Origin of the sequence: Phenylobacterium sp. (assembly GCF_030651185.1) — a bacterium.
Taxonomy (GTDB): domain Bacteria; phylum Pseudomonadota; class Alphaproteobacteria; order Caulobacterales; family Caulobacteraceae; genus Phenylobacterium.
The window spans coordinates 72,491-89,555 of record NZ_JAUSCJ010000017.1; the positions used below are offsets into that span (position 1 = coordinate 72,491).

Below are 17,065 nucleotides of genomic sequence, written 5' to 3' on the forward strand. Positions count from 1 at the left end.
AAGCAATGGAACCGCAAACCCAAGCGCGGTAAGGAAGTCGCTCAGACCGCACCTCGTTCACACCGAGGGGGTCACAGGTTCAATCCCTGTCGCATCCACCACTTCCTTCCCGCCCGTCGTGAAACGCTGACCGGGGGGTTTCCATGCCATCGCCTGAACAGACCGGCGCCCGGTGGGGCGGCCCCGCGCCCAAGGCTGAGCTCGGCCCGTTGCTGGCCCGCATCCGCGCGGCCTTTCCCGATCACGGCTTCGAACAGGCCGAGCTGATCGAGGAGGGCTACGACCACGCGGTGGTGGTGCTGGACGGCGCCTGGGTGTTCCGCTTTCCGCGGCAGGCGGCCTATGTCGCCTCCTTTCCCGTCGAACTTCGCCTCCTCAAGGCTCTGAGGCCGCTGACGACCTTCGAGGTCCCCGATTATTCGCGGGTGGCGCCGGACTTCGGGGGCTATCGCCTGATCCAGGGCCGAGCCCTGACCGCGCCGCTGTTCGCGCGGATGGGCAGGCCAGCCCAGGAACAGATTCTCACCGAGCTGGCGGGCTTCCTGCGCGACCTGCACGGCCTGTCCCCCGACTTGATGCGCGGACAGGACGGCGCGGTCCGCACGGACGAAGGCTGGGCCGCCACCGACGCGCGCAGCTATCGTAAACGCCGCCGCCCCAAGCTCGTCGAGGCCCTCGGCCCCGACCTGATCGGCCGCCTGGACCGGGCTCATGAGCGCTATCCCGAGATCGGCTGGCGACGCGACGCCGTGATCCATGGCGATTTCCGCGAGGCCCACCTGCTGCTGGCGGCCCACGCGAACCGCATGGCTGGCGTCATCGACTTCGGCGACGCGGTGCATGGCGACCCGGCCTATGATTTCACCTTCTTCTGGGCCCTGGCTGACTGGGCCGCGCCCTTCGCGCTGGCTGCCTACGGGCCTGTGGACGATCGGGAGGGGTTCCTGGAGCGCTCGCGGTGGTCCTTCATCCGCTACGCCGCCAGCCGCCTGGTCCTAGCCCTGAGGGGCGAGCCCGACTACGGGGCCGCGGCCCTGATCGCGCAGGTGACGCGGCGGCTGGACGAGGTCGGGCTCTAAGCCACCTTCATGTAGGTCATCAGGCTGTTGGCGCGGTGGAGGAAGCGCATGTTCGGGTGAACATTGACCTCCTCCTCGATGAACCTGGTCACGCCGTCGAGGTAGTGGCTGTTCTGATAGTCGTGGAAGCAGATCAGGCCGGTCTCGGCGACGTGGGGGAACCAGGCCTCGAAGTCGCCCTTGGTCCCCTGGTAGGAGTGGTCCCCGTCGATGAAGATCATCCGGGCCGATCCGGACCAGGCCGCCGCAGCCTCCCGTGAGCCGGAGACGATGGCCTCCACCACCTCGCTCAGGCCAAAGGCGGCGAGGTTGGCGCGGAACTGCTCGTAGGTGGAGCCGGACTCGACGATCTCGGCCGTCTCTTCGTGCCCGCCCTTCTGATGTTCCGGCGAGCCCTGGAAGTGATCGACCGCGTGAACCTTGCCGCGGCCCGACCGCAACGCGCCCTGGGCCAGGAAGCAAGTGGATTTGCCCTTGAAGCTGCCGATCTCCACGATGTCGCCCTCGACCGGCCAGACTTCGGCAAGGCTCAGCAGGGTGAAACCCTCGTGCCAGGAGAGGTAGCCGGGGACGCTGAGAAAGGCGGCGACCTTCTCGAACCGCTCGATGTTCAGCGTCAGCTGGGAGAGGAATTCTTGCGGGGTCATGGCGGCGTCTCGGCGGCGAGAGGTGGGCGGCCTGAAACACGACGTGCCCTCGGTTGATTCTGCAAGCGGCAGGGTCGTGGCGCGAGGATGGACTGCTATCACGCCAGCCCTGCCCCGGCAGATGGTCGCGCAACTCGGCGCTCTTGGGCCTGCGACCTTATACGACCCATTGCCCGAATTTCCGCCGCAGCGAAGAAGACTTTGTGGTCCACAGCTTGCGCGTCACCGCCGCCTATCGCTTCTAGGCCTTACGGGAGGCCGGCGATCGGCCGGTCTCCCGCATGTTTTGGCTACCGGCGCAGCTCCAGATTCAGAGCTTCCGGCCGAGGTGTTTTTCGACCTGACGCCGCTCCCAGCCCCCGTCGAGGAACGGGACCACGCCGAACACAGTGGCGCCATGGGCCAGGACCCCGAGGCCCCAGCCCAGGGTGGGCCAGACGAACCACAGGTACTGGGGGTAGCCCACCAGATTGATGCCCGCGAGGATCGGGATCACGATCAGGTACTGGGTCAGGTGAATGTAGAAGTCCTTCACCTTGCGGACGTGGGCGAGGGCGAGGGCTTCATCGGGTCGGATGTCGGACTGCAGGGCGTCCATGGCAGGCTCCTTGAGACGATTGAGGTCGATCTCGAAGACGGCCGCCAGCGCCTTCATCGACTCGAGACTGCCGGGTTGGCCGCGCTCTAGCCGCTGAACGGTGCGCACGCTGAGGCCGGAGACTTCGGCCAGCTGTTCCTGGGACCAACCCCGTTGCAGCCGCAGTTTCTGGATCAACATGTGCGTCCTCCTCCAAAATCGTCGCAAGACTGGGCCGACGCGCCATTCCGCCGCCACGTCAGCAACCCGTCAACCTTGCGACAGCAGGCCGCCGTTCGGGCGACAGAAAGGCGACGCCGGCCCCCGGCGGACCTCCAGATGGCGCTTCCCCGGCGAGAACCCTTCCAGCGCCGCGCGCCACGGGCTACGAAACTCTCGTGGCTTATCGACTCGCAATCTTCGACTTCGACGGCACGCTCGCGGATTCCTATCCGTGGTTCACCAGCGTCCTCGATCACATGGCGGTCCGGCATAATTTCCGGTCCATCGACGCCGAGGAGCGGGAATCGCTGCGCGGGGCGAGCGCGCGCGTGATCATGAAGAGCGTGGGGGTCTCCACCTGGAAGCTGGCGCGGATCGCCAAGGACTTCCGCGCCATGAAGAAGCAGGCCTCCTCCGGCATCCCCCTCTTCCCCGGCATTCCGGAGATGCTGCAGGAGTTGCATGCCAAGGGCGTGGTGCTGGCGCTGGTGTCCTCCGACACCGAGGCCAGCGTGCGGATCGGTCTGGGTCCGGAGCTGGCCGGCCTGTTCGTCCACTTCGACTGCGGCGCCTCGCTGTTTGGCAAGGCGCGGAAGTTCCGCAGGGTGCTGCGCAAGCTGTCCATGACCAAGGCGCAGACCATCTGCATCGGCGATGAGGACCGGGATGCGCGGGCCGCCGACAAGGCCGGGATCGACTTCGGGGCCGTGACCTGGGGCTATTCGACTCCAGAGAGCCTGATCGCCCACAATCCCAAGCGCACCTTCGCCACCGTTCGGGACATCGCCGCCATCGCCGGCTAGAGCGCTTTCCGGCGCGATAGAGCCGCCAGCAGGAAGTCGTAGGGATAGGCGGCCATCTCGCGGGTCACCATCCGCAACCAGTGCGCCCGGGTCCCGGCATAGCCCTTGGTGATGGGGCCGGGGCGGCTCTCAAGGCCCAGCATCGCAAACAGCATCCGGGCGCGGGGCACGTGATAGCCGTCGGTGCAGAGGACGGCGCCGTCCAGGCCCTCGGCGCGGATGAAGCGGGCGGCGGCCCTGACATTGTCCATCGTGTCGCCGCTGGCCTCATCAAGCACCAGGCGGCCCGGATCGACGCCCGACTGGATCAGCAGGTCGGCCATCAGCGAGGCTTCGGAGGGCCCGTGGCGGCCGACCCCGCCGGAGCAGAAGATCAGCGCGGCGGGGTCATCAAGCGCCGCCTGGCGGCCGTAGGCGACGCGCCGACGCAGCGAGGGGCTGGGGCCGCCATCCGGCCAGACCGCCGCCCCGAAGATCACGATCGCCCAGGCCATGGCTCATGATGGCGGCGGCGGGACCTCGCGACTAGCCCGCGTTCATCGGCGGGTTGTGTTCCTCGATGATGTCCTCGCGCTCAGCCTTGCGCACGGCGCCGCGCACATTCAGCCGGGTTAGAACCTCGATCGGACCGTAGCGGGCGTGAGCCTCGTCCAGGGCCGCCTGCCAGTCGCGGGCCGACAGGCACTCGGTCTCGCCGGCGAACAGGATGCTGGCACCCTGGGGCGTCACTTGGGCGATGACATAGTTTGCGCCGACCGGCGGCAGGCTCCGCTCCTCTTCGAGGGCGGAGTAGCGGTAAACCGAGCCGGACTTGCCGGCAAAATCGATCTGGCGGGTCAACGGGACGCTCCCGGCAGTAGGATGACTGAACATGCCCCCTGATACCCGACCGAATTGGGCGAAAGATAGGCTTCGCGCGCAATCGGTGATCACCAGACCGCGAGCGCCGCCACGATCCCGGCCCGATCAACGGAACAACCGGCGCCATAAGGCGTTCGGCGTGTGGGGTGGGCTCTGCTAGGCTCGACCTTCGATCCAGCCTCGACTCAATCTCCGAGTGAGCCTTAGCCAGGAAGGCGCAGACCAACCAGCCTATGGAACGACCGGCCGACTTCACCGTCAGGGACGCCCGCCACCAGGGCGTCATCGAACTGACCGGCGACTGGACCGCGGCCCAGATCGGGCCGGCGGCCAGCGGCCTGCGCGACGAGCTGGCCGGCCGCAGCGCCGTGGACCTCGATCTCACCAAGATCGGCCGCATGGACACCGCCGGCGCCTATGCCGTCATCCAGGCCTCCGGCGCCAAGTACGACGCCGCCCGCGTGAAGGCCCGACCCGAGACCCAGCGCCTGATCGAGCTGGTCAGCCATGCGGCCCTGCCCAAGCCGGCGCCCAAGGCCAAGCCCCGCGGCTTCCACGAACTGACCATCCGCATCGGCAAGGGCGTGGTGGACCTGGCCAAGGAGATTTTCGACACCCTGGTGTTCGCTGGCCACCTGCTAGTGGTCCTCTTCCGAGCCATCATCAATCCCCGCCGCATCCGCTGGGCCGCCTGCGTATCGCTCGCCGAACGCTCCGGGCTGGACGCCATTCCCATCGTGGCCACCACCACCTTCTTCATTGGCGCCGTGGTGGGCCTGCTGGGCGCCAACATGCTGCGGCAGTTCGGGGCCGAGGTGTTCGCCGTCGAATTGATCGGCATCGCGGTGCTGCGCGAGTTCAACATCCTGATCACCGCCGTGCTGCTGGCCGGCCGCTCGGCCTCGGCCTTCGCCGCAGAGCTGGGGTCGATGAAGATGAACCAGGAGATCGACGCCATGAAGGTCATGGGGGTCGACCCCTTCGAGGCCCTGGTCTTCCCCCGCTTCGCCGCCCTGCTCTTCACCATTCCGCTGTTGACCTTCGTGGCCACCCTGGCGGGTCTGGCGGGCGGTCTGCTGGTCACCTGGTCGGTGCTGGACCTCGGCCCCTCCTTCTTCCTGCAGCGCATCGTCGACAGTGTCGGCATCAACCAGTTCTGGGTCGGCCTTTCCAAGGCGCCGGTCATGGCCGCGGTGATCGCCGGCATCGGCTGCCGCCAGGGCCTGGAGGTCGGCGGCGACGTGGAATCCCTCGGTCGGCGGGTCACCGCCGCGGTGGTGCACGCGATCTTCGCCATCATCCTGATCGATGCGATCTTCGCGCTGATCTACATGGAGTTCGACATTTGACCGTCGAACCCCAGGACGAGACGCTCCTCACCGAGGACGAACTTCCGGTGACCGGTCCCGCCATCGTGGTGAAGGATCTGGTGTCGGCGTTTGGCGAGAACGTCATCCACAAGGACCTGAACCTGGTGGTCCAGCGCGGCGACGTGCAGGGCGTGGTCGGCGGCTCAGGCACAGGCAAGTCCGTGCTGCTGAACACCATCATCGGCCTGAAGTCGCCCGACGGAGGCACGGTCCAGGTGTACGGTCAGGACATCCAGAACGCCTCGCGCCGCAAGTGGTCGGCCGTCGAACGCAGCTGGGGCGTGATGTTCCAGCAGGGTGCTCTGTTCTCGAACCTGACGGTGCGCGAAAACGTCGCCGCGCCGATGTACGAGCACACCAACATGCCCAAGCGGGTGATCATGGAGCTGGCCGAGCTGAAGATCGCCCTGGTGGGCCTGAAGCCCGAGGCCGCCAACCTGAAGCCCTCCGAACTTTCCGGCGGCATGCGCAAGCGCGCGGGCCTGGCCCGGGCCCTGGCCCTGGACCCCGAGCTGCTGTTCCTCGACGAACCGACCGCCGGCCTCGACCCCATTGGCGCGGCCGCCTTCGACGAACTGATCAAGGACCTGTCCGACAGCCTGGATCTGACGGTCTTCATGATCACCCACGACCTCGACAGCCTCTATGCGATCACCGATCGCGTGGCGGTGCTGGCCGACAAGCAGGTGGTCGCCAACGCCCCGGTGGCGGACCTCGAAAAGTCCGACCACCCGTGGATTCGTGAATATTTCCTGGGACCCCGCGGCCGCGCCGCGCAGGGCTCGGCGAAGAGAGCCAAGACGGTAGGCTGATGGAAAAAGACGCCAACTACGCCCTGGTGGGCCTTTCGACCCTGATCCTGTTCCTGGGCATGGTGATCTTCGGCGTGTGGCTGGCCAAGGTCCAGTTCAGCCGGGACTACCAGCTTTATGACATCGTCTTCCAGGGACCGATCAACGGCCTGACCCAGGGCGGTGAGGTGCGGTTCAACGGCATCAAGGTGGGCGAGGTCACCAAGATCGAGCTCGCGCGCGACAATCCCAAGAACGTGGTCGCCCGCGCCCGCGTCACCTCCGACGTGCCGATCCGGGTGGACTCCGTGGCCACCCTGGAGCCCCAGGGCATCACAGGGGTGAACTATATACAGATCAGCGCCGGGACGCCCTCCAAGCCGCTGCTTCAGGACGTCACCCAGGAGGGCAAGGTCCCGATGATCCGCAGCCAGCGCAGTACGTTGTCCGACCTGCTCGAGGGCGGCGGGACGGTGCTGAGCCGTACCGTCGAGGCCCTGGATCGGGTCAACAAGGTGCTGTCGGATCAAAACGTGAAGGTCTTCTCCGCGGCGCTCAGCGACACCCAGGCGGTGACCGCCGAACTGCGGGAGCGCAAGGCGGTGATCGCCGACGCGCAGAAGGCCCTGCAGAGCATCGACACCGCCGCCCAGTCCATCACCGCGCTGGGCCAGTCGGGCCAAAATCTCCTGGAAGGCGACGGCCAGCGGACGATGAAGAACGTCGCCGACGCCGCCGAGGAGGCCAAGGCCGCGGCCAAGGACCTGCGTCAGATCATGGGCAAGCTCGAGGGGCCGGCCAGCGACTTCGCCACCACCGGCCTGCCGCAGATCACCGCGGCGACCGTGCAGCTGCAACAGACCGCCGAGGCGCTTGAGCGCCTGGCCAACGAACTCCAGACCAATCCCCGGGGCGCCGTCGGCAAACCGCCCGCCAAGGAAATCGAGGTGAAGCCATGACCCGCCTGCAGCGCCTGATCCGGCTCTCGGCCGTGGCCCTGACCGCCGTGGCCCTGACCGGCTGCATCTCGCTCTTCCCCAAGAGCAAGCCGGCCAACCTCTACCAGTTCGACTACGTCATGCCCGCCAGCGCGGCGCCGGCGGCGACGTCCCCCGGCGGCATGTTCGGGGTGCTGAAACTCTCCAGCGGCTTCACCAAGGCCGCGGCCGGCGACCGGATCATGACCGTCACCGGCGGCAGCGACGTGGCCTATATCGCCGAGGCCCGCTGGGCCTCGCCGGCCTCGGTGCTGTTCGATGAGGCCGTGAACCGGGCCTTCGAACAGGACGGCGCCCCCGCCCGCCTGATCAGCCGCGGCGAGATCGGCAAGTCAGACTATGTGCTGAAGCTCGACGTCCGCGACTTCCAGGTCAACTACGCCTCGCCCAAGGGCCGGCCCTCGGTGGTGGTGAACGTCCGCGCTGTGCTGACCCGCTCGGCCGACCGCAGCGTGGCGGCCGAGCGCAGCTTCACCCAGACCGTCGCCGCCGACGACGATCGCCAGGCCGCCATCGTGCGCGCCTTCACCGTGGCGGTGAGCGGCGTGCTGCGGGACCTGGTGGAATGGACCGCGGCGCTCGGGAAGGCTCCGGACTAACCCGGGAGCGCCGGCCCAGGTGGCGGCCCTGCGCCGACGCTACACCGAGTAGGTCAGCCCTCCAGGCCGTTGATGCGTTTGGCCGCCGTCACGGTGTTGGAGAGCAGGCAGGCCACGGTCATAAGGCCGATGCCTCCCGGCACAGGGGTGATGTTGGCGGCGACCTTCTCGGCCGACTTGAAGTCCACGTCGCCGACCAGCTTGGTCTTGCCGGCGGCGGCCTTGACCGGATCGCGGAAGGGCACGCGGTTGATGCCCACGTCGATCACGGTGGCGCCGGGTTTGATCCAGTCCCCCTTGATCATCTGGGGACGCCCCACGGCGGCCACCAGAATGTCGGCCTCGCGGCAGACGGCGGGCAGGTCGACCGTGCGCGAGTGGGCGATGGTGACCGTGCAGTCTGCCTGCAGCAGCAGCTGGGCGATCGGGCGGCCCACCAGCACCGAGCGCCCCACCACCACGGCCCGTTTGCCGGCCAGGTTACCCAGCGTCTGGCGCAGCACCAGCATGCAGCCCAGCGGCGTGCAGGGAATGAGCGCCGGCATGCCGCTGGCCAGCAGGCCGGCATTGACCACCGTCAGTCCGTCGACATCCTTGTTGGGATCGATGGCCGCCAGGACCATCTTCTCATCGAGGTGCCTGGGCAGGGGCATCTGAACCAGGATGCCGTGAACCTTGGGGTCGGCGTTGAGCTGCTCCACCAGTGCCATCAGCTCATCCTGGCGCGTGTCGGCGGCCAGCCTGTGAGTCTCTGAGTGCATGCCCGCGGCCAGGGAGTGCTCGCCCTTGGACCTCACATAGACCTGACTGGCCGGATCCTCGCCCACCAACACCACCGCCAGGCCCGGCTGGAGGCCGTGCTCGGCCTTGAGCATGGCCACCTCGCCCGCCGCCTGCGCGCGGACCAGTTCGGCCAGGGACTTCACATCGATAGTGTGGGCTGAGGTCATGAACGCTCCTGAATTCGCCGGAACTCGCGCCTCGACTATCCGTTCACGTCGCGCCGCGCAATGTGGCCGGGAGCGGATGCATGTCTGGGTTCACGACCTTCTTCACCAAGTTCTCCACGTCCGTCTCCAAATGGACAGGCCGGCCCCTCGTCTTCGCCTGCTGCTGCGGCCTGGTGATCCTGTGGGCGCTGTCGGGTCCGGTCTTCGGATTTTCCGACACTTGGCAGCTGGTGATCAACACCTCGACGACCATCATCACCTTCCTGATGGTGTTCCTGATCCAGAACACTCAGAACCGCGACAGCAATGCCCTGCACGCCAAGCTTGACGAGCTGATCCGCGTCTCGGAGGGCGAGAACGGCTTCATCGGCATTGAGAATCTGACCGACGAGGAACTGGAAGCGATCCTGGCCGAATGCGACAAGAACGCCACTGAACTTCGCATGGCGAGCAAGAAGCGCGGCCGTAACGGCGAACTGCCCTCGCTTCACGCCAGTAAGAATAAGGCTGAAGCCCCCTCGGCCAGGCGCAAGGCCAAGCCGACGCCCCGCAAGACCGCCGAGCGGTCGGCATAGATCAGGCGGCCGGCGCTCACCGAACTACGGGACGCTGGCCATCAACGGCCGCTGAAGAGCGAGTCGTAGGGATCGACCTTGCCGCTGACGGAGTCGGCGACCGAGGCGGGCGGCCAACCTAGCTTGACCCTGAGGCTCTCGTCCCAGGCCTGGGCGATCAGGTCGCGCAGTTCCGAGGCGCCGGCGGCCAGCCGTTCGGTGGCGAAGGCCACGCCGCGCGCGTTGCCAGGGGTGAAGGCTCCGGCCTTCTCCAGTTCGTAGAGCGGCGCCACCTGGCGGCCAGCCACCAGCAGATAGGACGACACCCGCGCCTCGATGGGCCCGGCGCTGGTCTTCAGCGGCGAGAGATTGGCGCGGATCATGGCCGGGGTCACGTTCTCGGCGGCGAAGACGTCCTCGAAGGGCGCGTGGATCTTGGCCGTCGTGTAGCCGTTGGGGTTCGGGTAATCGCCCCAGCCGTTGTAGTGGGCGCTGACGTGCAGGGGCTGGGAGCCATCGCCGACGTAGTGGGCGAGGTAGCCGATGGTCACCAGCATCAGCTGCTCGCGGCGCAGGCGGTCGGCGTGGATCCAAGCCCGGCGAGCCTTGTTCTTCTCCCGCTTCTCGGCGGCCATGCCCATGCGCCAGTAGCCCATGTCGGTGACCAGCTGCTGGTACTTCTCGATGATGGCGTAGGGCAGATAGCCGGCCTTCCAGCTATCCTGGCCGGCGGCGCGCAGCGCGGTCTCATAGGCCGCGCGGGTGGGCGGCAGGGCTGACAGCATCGGGCCGCCGAGGATGCGGCCATCCTCCTCGTAGTCGACGAAGTGAGCGGGATCGAGATTGCTGCCATGAACCCGGCCCGACGCCTTGGAGCGGTCGGGTTCCCGCGACAGCTCACCGATCGCCTCGATCCCGGCGGGGCTGCGCAGGAAGGCCGGGAGGGTCGGCGGCAGGGCGCGCGCCGCCTCCTGGCCGATCATCCTGTGACCGGGATTGCTCCAGGCGAAGGCGGGAGCCGGGAGGGCGGCGAGGAGCAGGACGGCGAGGCGGACGGCATTGAGTTTCATGTCTGCGATTTGAGCCCGGCCACCACCGAAGGCAAGCGCCACGACGCGCGCCCAGGGCCGAGGAGCTTCGCAGAACCGGTCAGGCGATGTTCAGGGCCCTTTCCGTCCGCGCGATCCAGGCCTGGACCTTCGGATAGTCGGCGAGACGGAACCCGCCGTCCCCGGCTTCCCGCGTGTAGGCCACCAGGGCGACGTCGGCGAGGCTGACCGCCTCCCCCACCAGGAACGGCGAGGCCGCAAGGCCGTCCTCCAGCCGCTGCAGCGCCGCCTTGCCGCGCTCGACGATCCGCGGCTCCAGATCGGCCACGGGCTTGCCCTGATAGCGCACCTGGAAGCGGGCCACGGCCACATAGGGCTCATGACTGTACTGCTCCCAGAACATCCACTCCAGCATGCGGGCGCGGTCATAGGCGTCGGTGGGGATCAGGTCGGAGCCTTCCGCAAGGTACAGGATGATGGCGTTGGACTGGGCCAGCGGCCGGCCACCGTCCAGGATCACCGCCGGGACCTGGCCGGCCGGGTTCAGGGCCAGGAATTCCGGCGTTCGGGTGGCGGCCTTGAGGACGTCGGTCTCGATCCACTCATAGGACAGCCTGAGATGATCGGCCGTCCACTTCACCTTCAGGCAGTTGCCCGAGATCGAGTCGCCAAAGATGCGCATGCGCCCTGCCCCCGTTGTTGCAGGCAGCTTGATAGACGAAGAGTCCACAGGCGCAATCGATGCTGTCTACAGGGGTCTGTTAGCGGAGCTATTCCCGGGGTTGCCCTGTCGCCGGAGTCCCGCTACTCAGACCCTCGCTGACAGATCAACGACGTAGGATCCCCATATGGGACGCCACCTCGCCGCCCTGGCCGCCCTTCCCCTTCTGGCTTTCGGAGGTGGAGCGCACGCCGCTCCCTCCGACCCCATCGGGGATCTCCTGATGAACGCCCTGACAGGCGCCGTGCCGGGTTCGGCCGACTATCGCCTGAAGGCCACCCTCTATCATGCCGGCGCCAAGGGCGTTGGCGGCCTGGACTCGCTGGGCTGCAAGGTGGTGGCCATGCGCACCGCGGCCATCGACAAAACCCTGATCCCGCGCCGGACCATCCTGTTCATCAAGGAAACGGTGGGGCTCTCGATGCCCGACGGCTCAGCCCATGACGGCTACTGGTACGCCTCCGACGTGGGCGGCGCGATCAAGGGCCAGAGGATCGACCTGTTCACCGGCTCGGGCTCCAGCTCGATGAAGCCCCTGCGGCCGCTGAACCTCTCGCAACTGACGGTCACCAAGGCCGGCCAGTTCAAGGGCTGCCCCCCGAAGTAAGCCTCGACGATGCTCCCCTCCTGGGGGAGCTGGCGCGAAGCGCCTGAGGGGGACTTTGACTCTTGTTTGAGGGCTCGAAGTGGTCGCCTACGGCGATCCCCCTCCGACCCGCACCTTCGGTGCGCGCCACCTCCCCCACATCGGCGCTGCGCGCCTGGGGGAGGATCCAGACCTCAGGTCTCGACGAAGGCCCTCTCGAGCACGTAGTCGCCGGGGCTGGCCAGCGAACCCTCAACATAACCACGGGCTTCCAGCAGGGTCTTCAGATCGGCCAGGACCGAGGGACCGCCGCACAGCATCAGGCGGTCGACGGCGGGGTCCAGCGGCGGCAGGCCCAGGTCCTCGAAGATCTTGCCCGAGGCGATCAGGTCGGTGATCCGGCCCTGGTGCTTGAAGGGCTCGCGGGTGACGGTGGGATAGTAGCGCAGCTTGGGCGCGACGATCTCGCCGAGGATCTCGTCCTGCGGCAGCTCGGTCTCGAACAGCTCGCGATAGTTCAGGTCGGCGACGTTGCGCACCGTGTGGGTGACGATGACCTCGTCGAACCGATCATAGACCTCAGGGTCGCGGGCCAGGCTCAGCCACGGGGCCAGGCCGGTGCCGGTGCCCAGCATGTAGAGACGCTTGCCGGGCTTCAGGCCGTCCAGCACCAGGGTGCCGGTGGGCTTCTTGCCGATCAGCACCTGGTCGCCGACCTGGATTTTCTGCAGGCGCGAGGTCAGCGGGCCGCTTTCCACCTTGATGGAATAGAATTCCAGTTCGTCGTGCCAGGACGGCGAGGCGATGGAATAGGCGCGCAGCAACGGCTTGCCGTCCACCTCCAGGCCCACCATCACGAACTGGCCGCTCTGGAAGCGGAAGGCCGGATCCCGCGTCGTGCGGAAGGAGAACAGGCTGTCAGTCCAGTGCTGGACCCAGGTCACGGTCTCATGGAGGAAGGCGCCGGCCTTCTTGGCCGGGGCGGCGGCGGTCACATCGGTCATGATCGGTCTGCTTAAAGCTTTTCGGGTCGCGGACTAGATATCGCCGCCGACATTCGTCACGGCGTCGGGCGCGCGGGCGACATGTATGCCGCATTCGGTCTTTTCGGAACCCGCCCAGCGACCGGCGCGCACATCCTCGCCTTCTTCCACCGCCTTGGTGCAGGGCCAGCAGCCGATGGAGGGGAAGCCCTGGGCCACCAGGGGGTGGGCCGGCAGGTCATGCTCAGCCATGTAGGCGTCGAGCTCGGTCTTGCCCCAGTTGGCCAGGGGATTGAACTTCACCTGGCCGTCGGCCTGCTCCACCACCGGCAGGGACAGGCGGTCGCCGCCGTGGAAGCGCTTGCGGCCGGTGATCCAGCCGTCGAAGTCCTTCAGGGCGGTGTCCAGCGGGATCACCTTGCGGATGTTGCAGCAGGCGTCGGTGTCGGTCTGCCAGAGGTTGGCCTTGGGATCGACGGTGGCCAGGTCGGTATAGAGCGGCCGCAGGTCGCGCACGTCGGTGAGGCCGAGCTTGCTGGCCAGGTTGCGCCGATAGTCCAGCGTCTGGCCAAACAGCATGCCCGTATCCAGGAACATGATCGGCATGTCCGGCTTGATCCTGGACACCATGTGCAGCAGCACCGCGGACTCCGCCCCGAAGGAAGAGACCAGGGCCAGCTTGTCGCCGAAGGTCTCGACCGCCGATTCCAGCACCGTCACCGGGTGGGCGTGGCGCAGTTCGGCGTCGAGGCGCAGGGCGATCTGCGGGCGTTCCAGGTTATCAAAGGCCATGCTCAGGACTCCGCGCGCTCGGTGAAGGCCGGAGTGCGGCCATCAGGGGCGCGTTGATAGACGTGACGATGACGATTGGCGGCGTGGGCCCATTGGGCGGGGCTCGAGCCGTCAGCAGCTTCAAAAGAGTCGCAGCCGCAGCGGGTCAGGAAGTTGGCCTCCTCGCGGAGCACCTCCCCCACCGCGCGGACCTCGCCCGTGAAGCCGAAGCGTTCACGCAGCAGGTGGGCCGTGGAGAAACCGCGGCCATCGCGGTACTTCGGGAAGGCGACGGCCACCACCGCCAGCTTGGGCAGGTCGTAGGCCAGCGCCTCGACCTCCTCGTCCGGCTCGATGCGCACGCCCACGGCGCGGCCCTGGGAGATCAGGGCGTCGCCCTCGGCGGAGAACCGGGTCAGGGAGATGATCACATCGCCCGGAGGCATGCCCTCATCGTCGGCGACATGGGTGAAGGGGTCGTCGGCCGAGACGAACTGGCCGCCCTCGATCCTAATGAGCTTCGGCATAGACAGCCTCCTTGAAGGGGGCGACGCCCGTACGGCGGAAGGTGTCGAGGAAACGCTCCCCCTCCGCGCGCTCGCGCAGATAGACCTCGACGATGGTGTCGATGGCGTCGGTGACGCGGTCGGCGGGAAGCGCCGGGCCCAGCATCTTGCCAACCTCGGCGTCCTCGGCTCCGGAGCCGCCCAGGGTGAGCTGGTAGAACTCCTCGCCCTTCTTATCGACGCCCAGGATGCCGATGTGGCCCACATGGTGGTGGCCGCAGGCGTTGATGCAGCCGCTGATCTTGATCTTCAGCTCCCCCACCAGCTCGGCGCGGTCCTGGTCAGCGAAGCGGTGAGCGATGTCCTGGGCGATCGGGATGGCGCGCGCATTGGCGAGCGCGCAGTAGTCCAGGCCCGGGCAGGCGATGATGTCGGTGATCAGGTTGATGTTGGGCGTGGCCAGGCCCGCCGCGGCCAGGGCCTGGAACACCGCGTGGGCGTCGTCCAGCTTGACGTGCGGCAGGACCAGGTTCTGCTCGTGGGTGATGCGGATGTCATTCTGGCCGTAGCGTTCGCCCAGGTCGGCCACCACGTCCATCTGGTCGGAGGTGGCGTCGCCAGGCGTATCGCCGATCCCCTTCAGGGAAATCTCGACAATGGTGTAGCCGGGCCGCTTGTGAGGCTTGAGGTTATTGCGGGCGAAGCGCGCGAAGGCCGGATCGGCGGCCTTGGCGGTCTCGAAGGCTTCCGAGCGGTTCACCAGGGTGTCGAAGGTCTTCGGCGCGAAGGCCGCGCGGATGCGGGCGATCTCGAGGTCGGGCATGTCGGCGTTCGGGCCGACCTTCTCCCACTCTTCCTCGACCTGACGCGCGAACTCCTCGCGGCCCAGGGCGGCCACCAGGATCTTGATCCGGGCCTTGTAGCTGTTGTCCCGGCGGCCGTGGCGGTTGTAGACCCGCAGCGTCGCGTCCAGGTACGAGAACAGCCGGTTGGCCGGCAGGAACTCCTTGATGGTCGGGCCGACATAGGGCGTGCGCCCCATCCCGCCGCCGACGATCACCTCAAAGCCCATCGTCCCGTCACGGGCGCGGCGGACCACCAGGCCGATGTCATGGACCCGGGCCGCCGTGCGGTCTTTCGGCGCGGCGGTGACCGCGAACTTGAACTTGCGCGGCAGGTGGCTGAACTCGGGATGCAGCATCGACCACTGCCGGATCGCCTCGGACCAGACGCGCGGGTCGTCGATCTCTTCGGCCGTCGCCCCGGCATAGGGGTCGGATGTGACGTTGCGGATGCAGTTGCCGCTGGTCTGGATGGCGTGCAGGTCGACGGTGGCCAGCTCCTCCAGGATCGAGGGCGCCTCGCGGAGCTTGATCCAATGGAACTGCAGGTTGGTACGGGTCGTGAAGTGACCGTAGCCCTTGTCGTACTTGCGGCCGATGTCGGCCAGCTTGCGCAGCTGGGTGGCGTTCAGCGACCCATAGGGGATGGCGACCCGCAGCATGTAGGCGTGCAACTGCAGGTACAGACCGTTGCGCAGACGCAGCGCTTTGAACTGGTCTTCGGTGATCTCGCCGGCCAGGCGGCGTTCCACCTGTTCCTTGAACTCCGCGGCCCGGTCGGCCAGGAATTCCCTGTCGATGGTGTCGTACTGATACATCGGCCCTACTTACGCTTGATCAGGTTGACGCGGCCCGTGGACCGCGAGGCGCCGGTGGCGTGCATCAGGGCCTCGATGGCCGCACCGCCCTCGGCCTGCTTGCCATGACCCCGATGATTGGGGGGACCGAGCGCCCGGATGCGCTCGCGGTAGCTGAGCGGCGCCCAGAGCCCCTCGCTCTCGATCAGGTCGATCAGATAGACGTCGATCACCGTATTGGGCTGGGACTTGCCCTGCCCCTCGGCGGCCTCGCCGCCGGCGGCGTCGGCGAACAGCTCGGCGTCGGCGAAGCGTTCGACCCACGCGCCCTTGTTCCAGAACACGACCTCGCCGTCGTCGAGGCGATTAGCGGTCAAGGCTTTCATGATCCCACTCCCCGCTCGAGACCCCGAGCTTCGACACTTTGAACAAATTGCGCGGTCCCGGCCTGGGCCAGGGCCATGGCCTCGCCCACGATCAGCAGGGCGGGACCCGAAACCTCTGCGGCGGCGTCCGCCAAGCCCGCCAGGTCGGTGACCACCCGGCGCTCATCGGCGCGGCTGGCCTTCTCGACGATCAGGGCGGGTGTCGAACGCGCGCGGCCCGCGGCCATCAGGCGCTGCGCGATCCCGGCGGCGGTGGAGACGCCCATATAGATCACCACCGTGTGGTTGGCCTTGGCGAGACCTTCCCAGTCCAGGTCCGGCGTCTCGCCGGTGGCCGCGTGGCCGGTGACGAAGGTGACCGCCTGGGCCGCGCCGCGGTGGGTCAGGGGGGCGCCGGCGCTGGCGGCGGAGGCCAGGGCGGCGGTGACGCCGGGCACGACATGGCAGCCGACGCCGGCCTCGCGGCAGGCTTCCAGCTCCTCGCCGCCACGGCCAAAGATGAAGGGGTCCCCGCCCTTCAGCCGGACGACCGTCAGGCCCTCCAGGGCGAAGGCCACCAGCATGCGGTTGATCTCTTCCTGGGCGTAGGAGTGCCGCGACTTGCGCTTGGCCACCGAGATGCGGCGCGCGGCGACCGGGGCCAGGTCCAGGATCTCGTCGCTCACCAGGCCATCGTGGACCACCACGTCAGCGGTCGCCAGGATTCGGAAGGCCTTCAGCGTCAGCAGTTCGGGGTCGCCGGGGCCCGCGCCCACCAGCCACACCTGACCCGGCTCGCGCGCACTCTCGCCGCCCAGGACGACCAGGCGGTTGGCGGCGGGGGCCTTGGGCGCGCGATGCGACATGGGCTTTAAGGTTCTCTAACGACCAGACTTGAAATTGGCGGCGGGACGGGCTCTACGCCCGCCCCGCCAAATGTCCGTCGATGAAAAGGGCCTATACACCGCCGGACGCTTGCAAACTGGTCTCGAAG

General features: G+C 67.6%; 21 protein-coding genes. 8 read left to right on the top strand and 13 right to left on the bottom strand.

The window, feature by feature from the left end:
- Positions 1-143 precede the first annotated feature (143 nt).
- Positions 144-1,079, top strand: coding sequence for a phosphotransferase family protein (locus tag Q7J39_RS07180; protein ID WP_304822060.1), 936 nt, complete (start codon positions 144-146; stop codon positions 1,077-1,079).
- Here the strand turns inward: Q7J39_RS07180 and Q7J39_RS07185 are convergent.
- Both Q7J39_RS07185 and Q7J39_RS07190 read right to left on the bottom strand, forming a co-directional pair.
- Complete coding sequence (locus Q7J39_RS07185; protein ID WP_304822063.1) at positions 1,076-1,726, bottom strand: class I SAM-dependent methyltransferase; 651 nt, start codon at positions 1,724-1,726, stop codon at positions 1,076-1,078. The genes Q7J39_RS07180 and Q7J39_RS07185 overlap by 4 nt on opposite strands.
- Positions 1,727-2,036: 310 nt before the next feature.
- Positions 2,037-2,504 carry a 2TM domain-containing protein gene (locus Q7J39_RS07190; RefSeq protein ID WP_304822065.1) on the bottom strand — a complete coding sequence of 156 codons (468 nt, stop codon included), beginning with the start codon at positions 2,502-2,504 and terminating at the stop codon, positions 2,037-2,039.
- 197 nt (positions 2,505-2,701) lie between these two features.
- Between Q7J39_RS07190 and Q7J39_RS07195 the strand changes: the two genes are divergently transcribed.
- Entirely contained in the window at positions 2,702-3,328 is a 627-nt protein-coding gene (locus Q7J39_RS07195; protein ID WP_304822068.1) for an HAD hydrolase-like protein, read from the top strand.
- Here the strand turns inward: Q7J39_RS07195 and Q7J39_RS07200 are convergent.
- Together Q7J39_RS07200 and Q7J39_RS07205 are read right to left on the bottom strand one after the other, a co-directional pair.
- Complete coding sequence (locus Q7J39_RS07200; RefSeq protein WP_304822071.1) at positions 3,325-3,822, bottom strand: YdcF family protein; 498 nt, start codon at positions 3,820-3,822, stop codon at positions 3,325-3,327. The two genes, Q7J39_RS07195 and Q7J39_RS07200, sit on opposite strands and share 4 nt — an antisense overlap.
- A gap of 31 nt (positions 3,823-3,853) precedes the next feature.
- Positions 3,854-4,168, bottom strand: coding sequence for a hypothetical protein (locus tag Q7J39_RS07205; protein WP_304822074.1), 315 nt, complete (start codon positions 4,166-4,168; stop codon positions 3,854-3,856).
- 254 nt (positions 4,169-4,422) lie between these two features.
- On the opposite strand from Q7J39_RS07205, the gene Q7J39_RS07210 reads away from it, so the two are divergent.
- Genes Q7J39_RS07210 through Q7J39_RS07225 form a run of 4 tightly spaced genes read left to right on the top strand, consistent with a single transcriptional unit; the run spans position 4,423 to position 7,947 of the window.
- On the top strand, positions 4,423-5,538 hold the full coding sequence (locus Q7J39_RS07210; RefSeq protein ID WP_304822077.1) for an ABC transporter permease: 1,116 nt from the start codon (positions 4,423-4,425) through the stop codon (positions 5,536-5,538).
- A gap of 47 nt (positions 5,539-5,585) precedes the next feature.
- Positions 5,586-6,371 (top strand): ABC transporter ATP-binding protein, encoded by a 786-nt coding sequence (locus tag Q7J39_RS07215; RefSeq protein WP_304822237.1) that lies wholly within the window; start codon positions 5,586-5,588, stop codon positions 6,369-6,371.
- The gene (locus Q7J39_RS07220; RefSeq protein ID WP_304822080.1) at positions 6,371-7,309 is read left to right on the top strand and encodes an MlaD family protein; all 939 of its coding nucleotides are present in this window, start codon (positions 6,371-6,373) and stop codon (positions 7,307-7,309) included. The genes Q7J39_RS07215 and Q7J39_RS07220 overlap by 1 nt, the downstream gene beginning before the upstream one ends.
- On the top strand, positions 7,306-7,947 hold the full coding sequence (locus Q7J39_RS07225) for an ABC-type transport auxiliary lipoprotein family protein (RefSeq protein ID WP_304822083.1): 642 nt from the start codon (positions 7,306-7,308) through the stop codon (positions 7,945-7,947). Before Q7J39_RS07220 ends, Q7J39_RS07225 begins: the two co-directional genes overlap by 4 nt.
- 53 nt (positions 7,948-8,000) lie before the next feature.
- Here Q7J39_RS07225 and folD read toward each other — a convergent pair whose 3' ends face one another.
- Positions 8,001-8,897 carry a bifunctional methylenetetrahydrofolate dehydrogenase/methenyltetrahydrofolate cyclohydrolase FolD gene (gene folD / locus Q7J39_RS07230; protein WP_304822086.1) on the bottom strand — a complete coding sequence of 299 codons (897 nt, stop codon included), beginning with the start codon at positions 8,895-8,897 and terminating at the stop codon, positions 8,001-8,003.
- Positions 8,898-8,977: 80 nt separating this feature from the next.
- Here folD and Q7J39_RS07235 point away from each other — a divergent pair, with 80 nt between their 5' ends.
- Positions 8,978-9,472 carry a low affinity iron permease family protein gene (locus Q7J39_RS07235; protein WP_304822088.1) on the top strand — a complete coding sequence of 165 codons (495 nt, stop codon included), beginning with the start codon at positions 8,978-8,980 and terminating at the stop codon, positions 9,470-9,472.
- Between the two features lie 41 nt (positions 9,473-9,513).
- On the opposite strand, the gene Q7J39_RS07240 is transcribed toward Q7J39_RS07235, so the two are convergent.
- A complete protein-coding gene (locus Q7J39_RS07240) occupies positions 9,514-10,521 on the bottom strand; it encodes a S1/P1 Nuclease (RefSeq protein WP_304822091.1) in 1,008 nt (335 codons plus the stop codon).
- 79 nt (positions 10,522-10,600) lie between these two features.
- Entirely contained in the window at positions 10,601-11,182 is a 582-nt protein-coding gene (locus tag Q7J39_RS07245; protein WP_304822093.1) for a glutathione S-transferase family protein, read from the bottom strand.
- Positions 11,183-11,444: 262 nt separating this feature from the next.
- Between Q7J39_RS07245 and Q7J39_RS07250 the strand changes: the two genes are divergently transcribed.
- Entirely contained in the window at positions 11,445-11,828 is a 384-nt protein-coding gene (locus Q7J39_RS07250; RefSeq protein ID WP_370690006.1) for a 3D domain-containing protein, read from the top strand.
- A 173-nt stretch (positions 11,829-12,001) separates the two neighbouring features.
- Here the strand turns inward: Q7J39_RS07250 and Q7J39_RS07255 are convergent, their stop codons facing one another.
- The 6 genes from Q7J39_RS07255 to cobA are packed head-to-tail and all read right to left on the bottom strand — an operon-like array spanning position 12,002 to position 16,937.
- Positions 12,002-12,811, bottom strand: a complete 810-nt coding sequence (locus tag Q7J39_RS07255; protein ID WP_304822099.1) for a ferredoxin--NADP reductase — start codon at positions 12,809-12,811, stop codon at positions 12,002-12,004.
- A gap of 33 nt (positions 12,812-12,844) precedes the next feature.
- Positions 12,845-13,582 (bottom strand): phosphoadenylyl-sulfate reductase, encoded by a 738-nt coding sequence (locus tag Q7J39_RS07260; protein WP_304822102.1) that lies wholly within the window; start codon positions 13,580-13,582, stop codon positions 12,845-12,847.
- Between the two features lie 2 nt (positions 13,583-13,584).
- Positions 13,585-14,088, bottom strand: coding sequence for a DUF934 domain-containing protein (locus tag Q7J39_RS07265; protein WP_304822105.1), 504 nt, complete (start codon positions 14,086-14,088; stop codon positions 13,585-13,587).
- Positions 14,072-15,727 (bottom strand): nitrite/sulfite reductase, encoded by a 1,656-nt coding sequence (locus tag Q7J39_RS07270; RefSeq protein WP_304822109.1) that lies wholly within the window; start codon positions 15,725-15,727, stop codon positions 14,072-14,074. The genes Q7J39_RS07265 and Q7J39_RS07270 overlap by 17 nt, the downstream gene beginning before the upstream one ends.
- Before the next feature lie 5 nt (positions 15,728-15,732).
- Positions 15,733-16,092 (bottom strand): DUF2849 domain-containing protein, encoded by a 360-nt coding sequence (locus Q7J39_RS07275; RefSeq protein WP_304822113.1) that lies wholly within the window; start codon positions 16,090-16,092, stop codon positions 15,733-15,735.
- The gene (cobA, locus tag Q7J39_RS07280) at positions 16,089-16,937 is read right to left on the bottom strand and encodes a uroporphyrinogen-III C-methyltransferase (protein WP_304822116.1); all 849 of its coding nucleotides are present in this window, start codon (positions 16,935-16,937) and stop codon (positions 16,089-16,091) included. Before cobA ends, Q7J39_RS07275 begins: the two co-directional genes overlap by 4 nt.
- Positions 16,938-17,065: the final 128 nt, after the last annotated feature.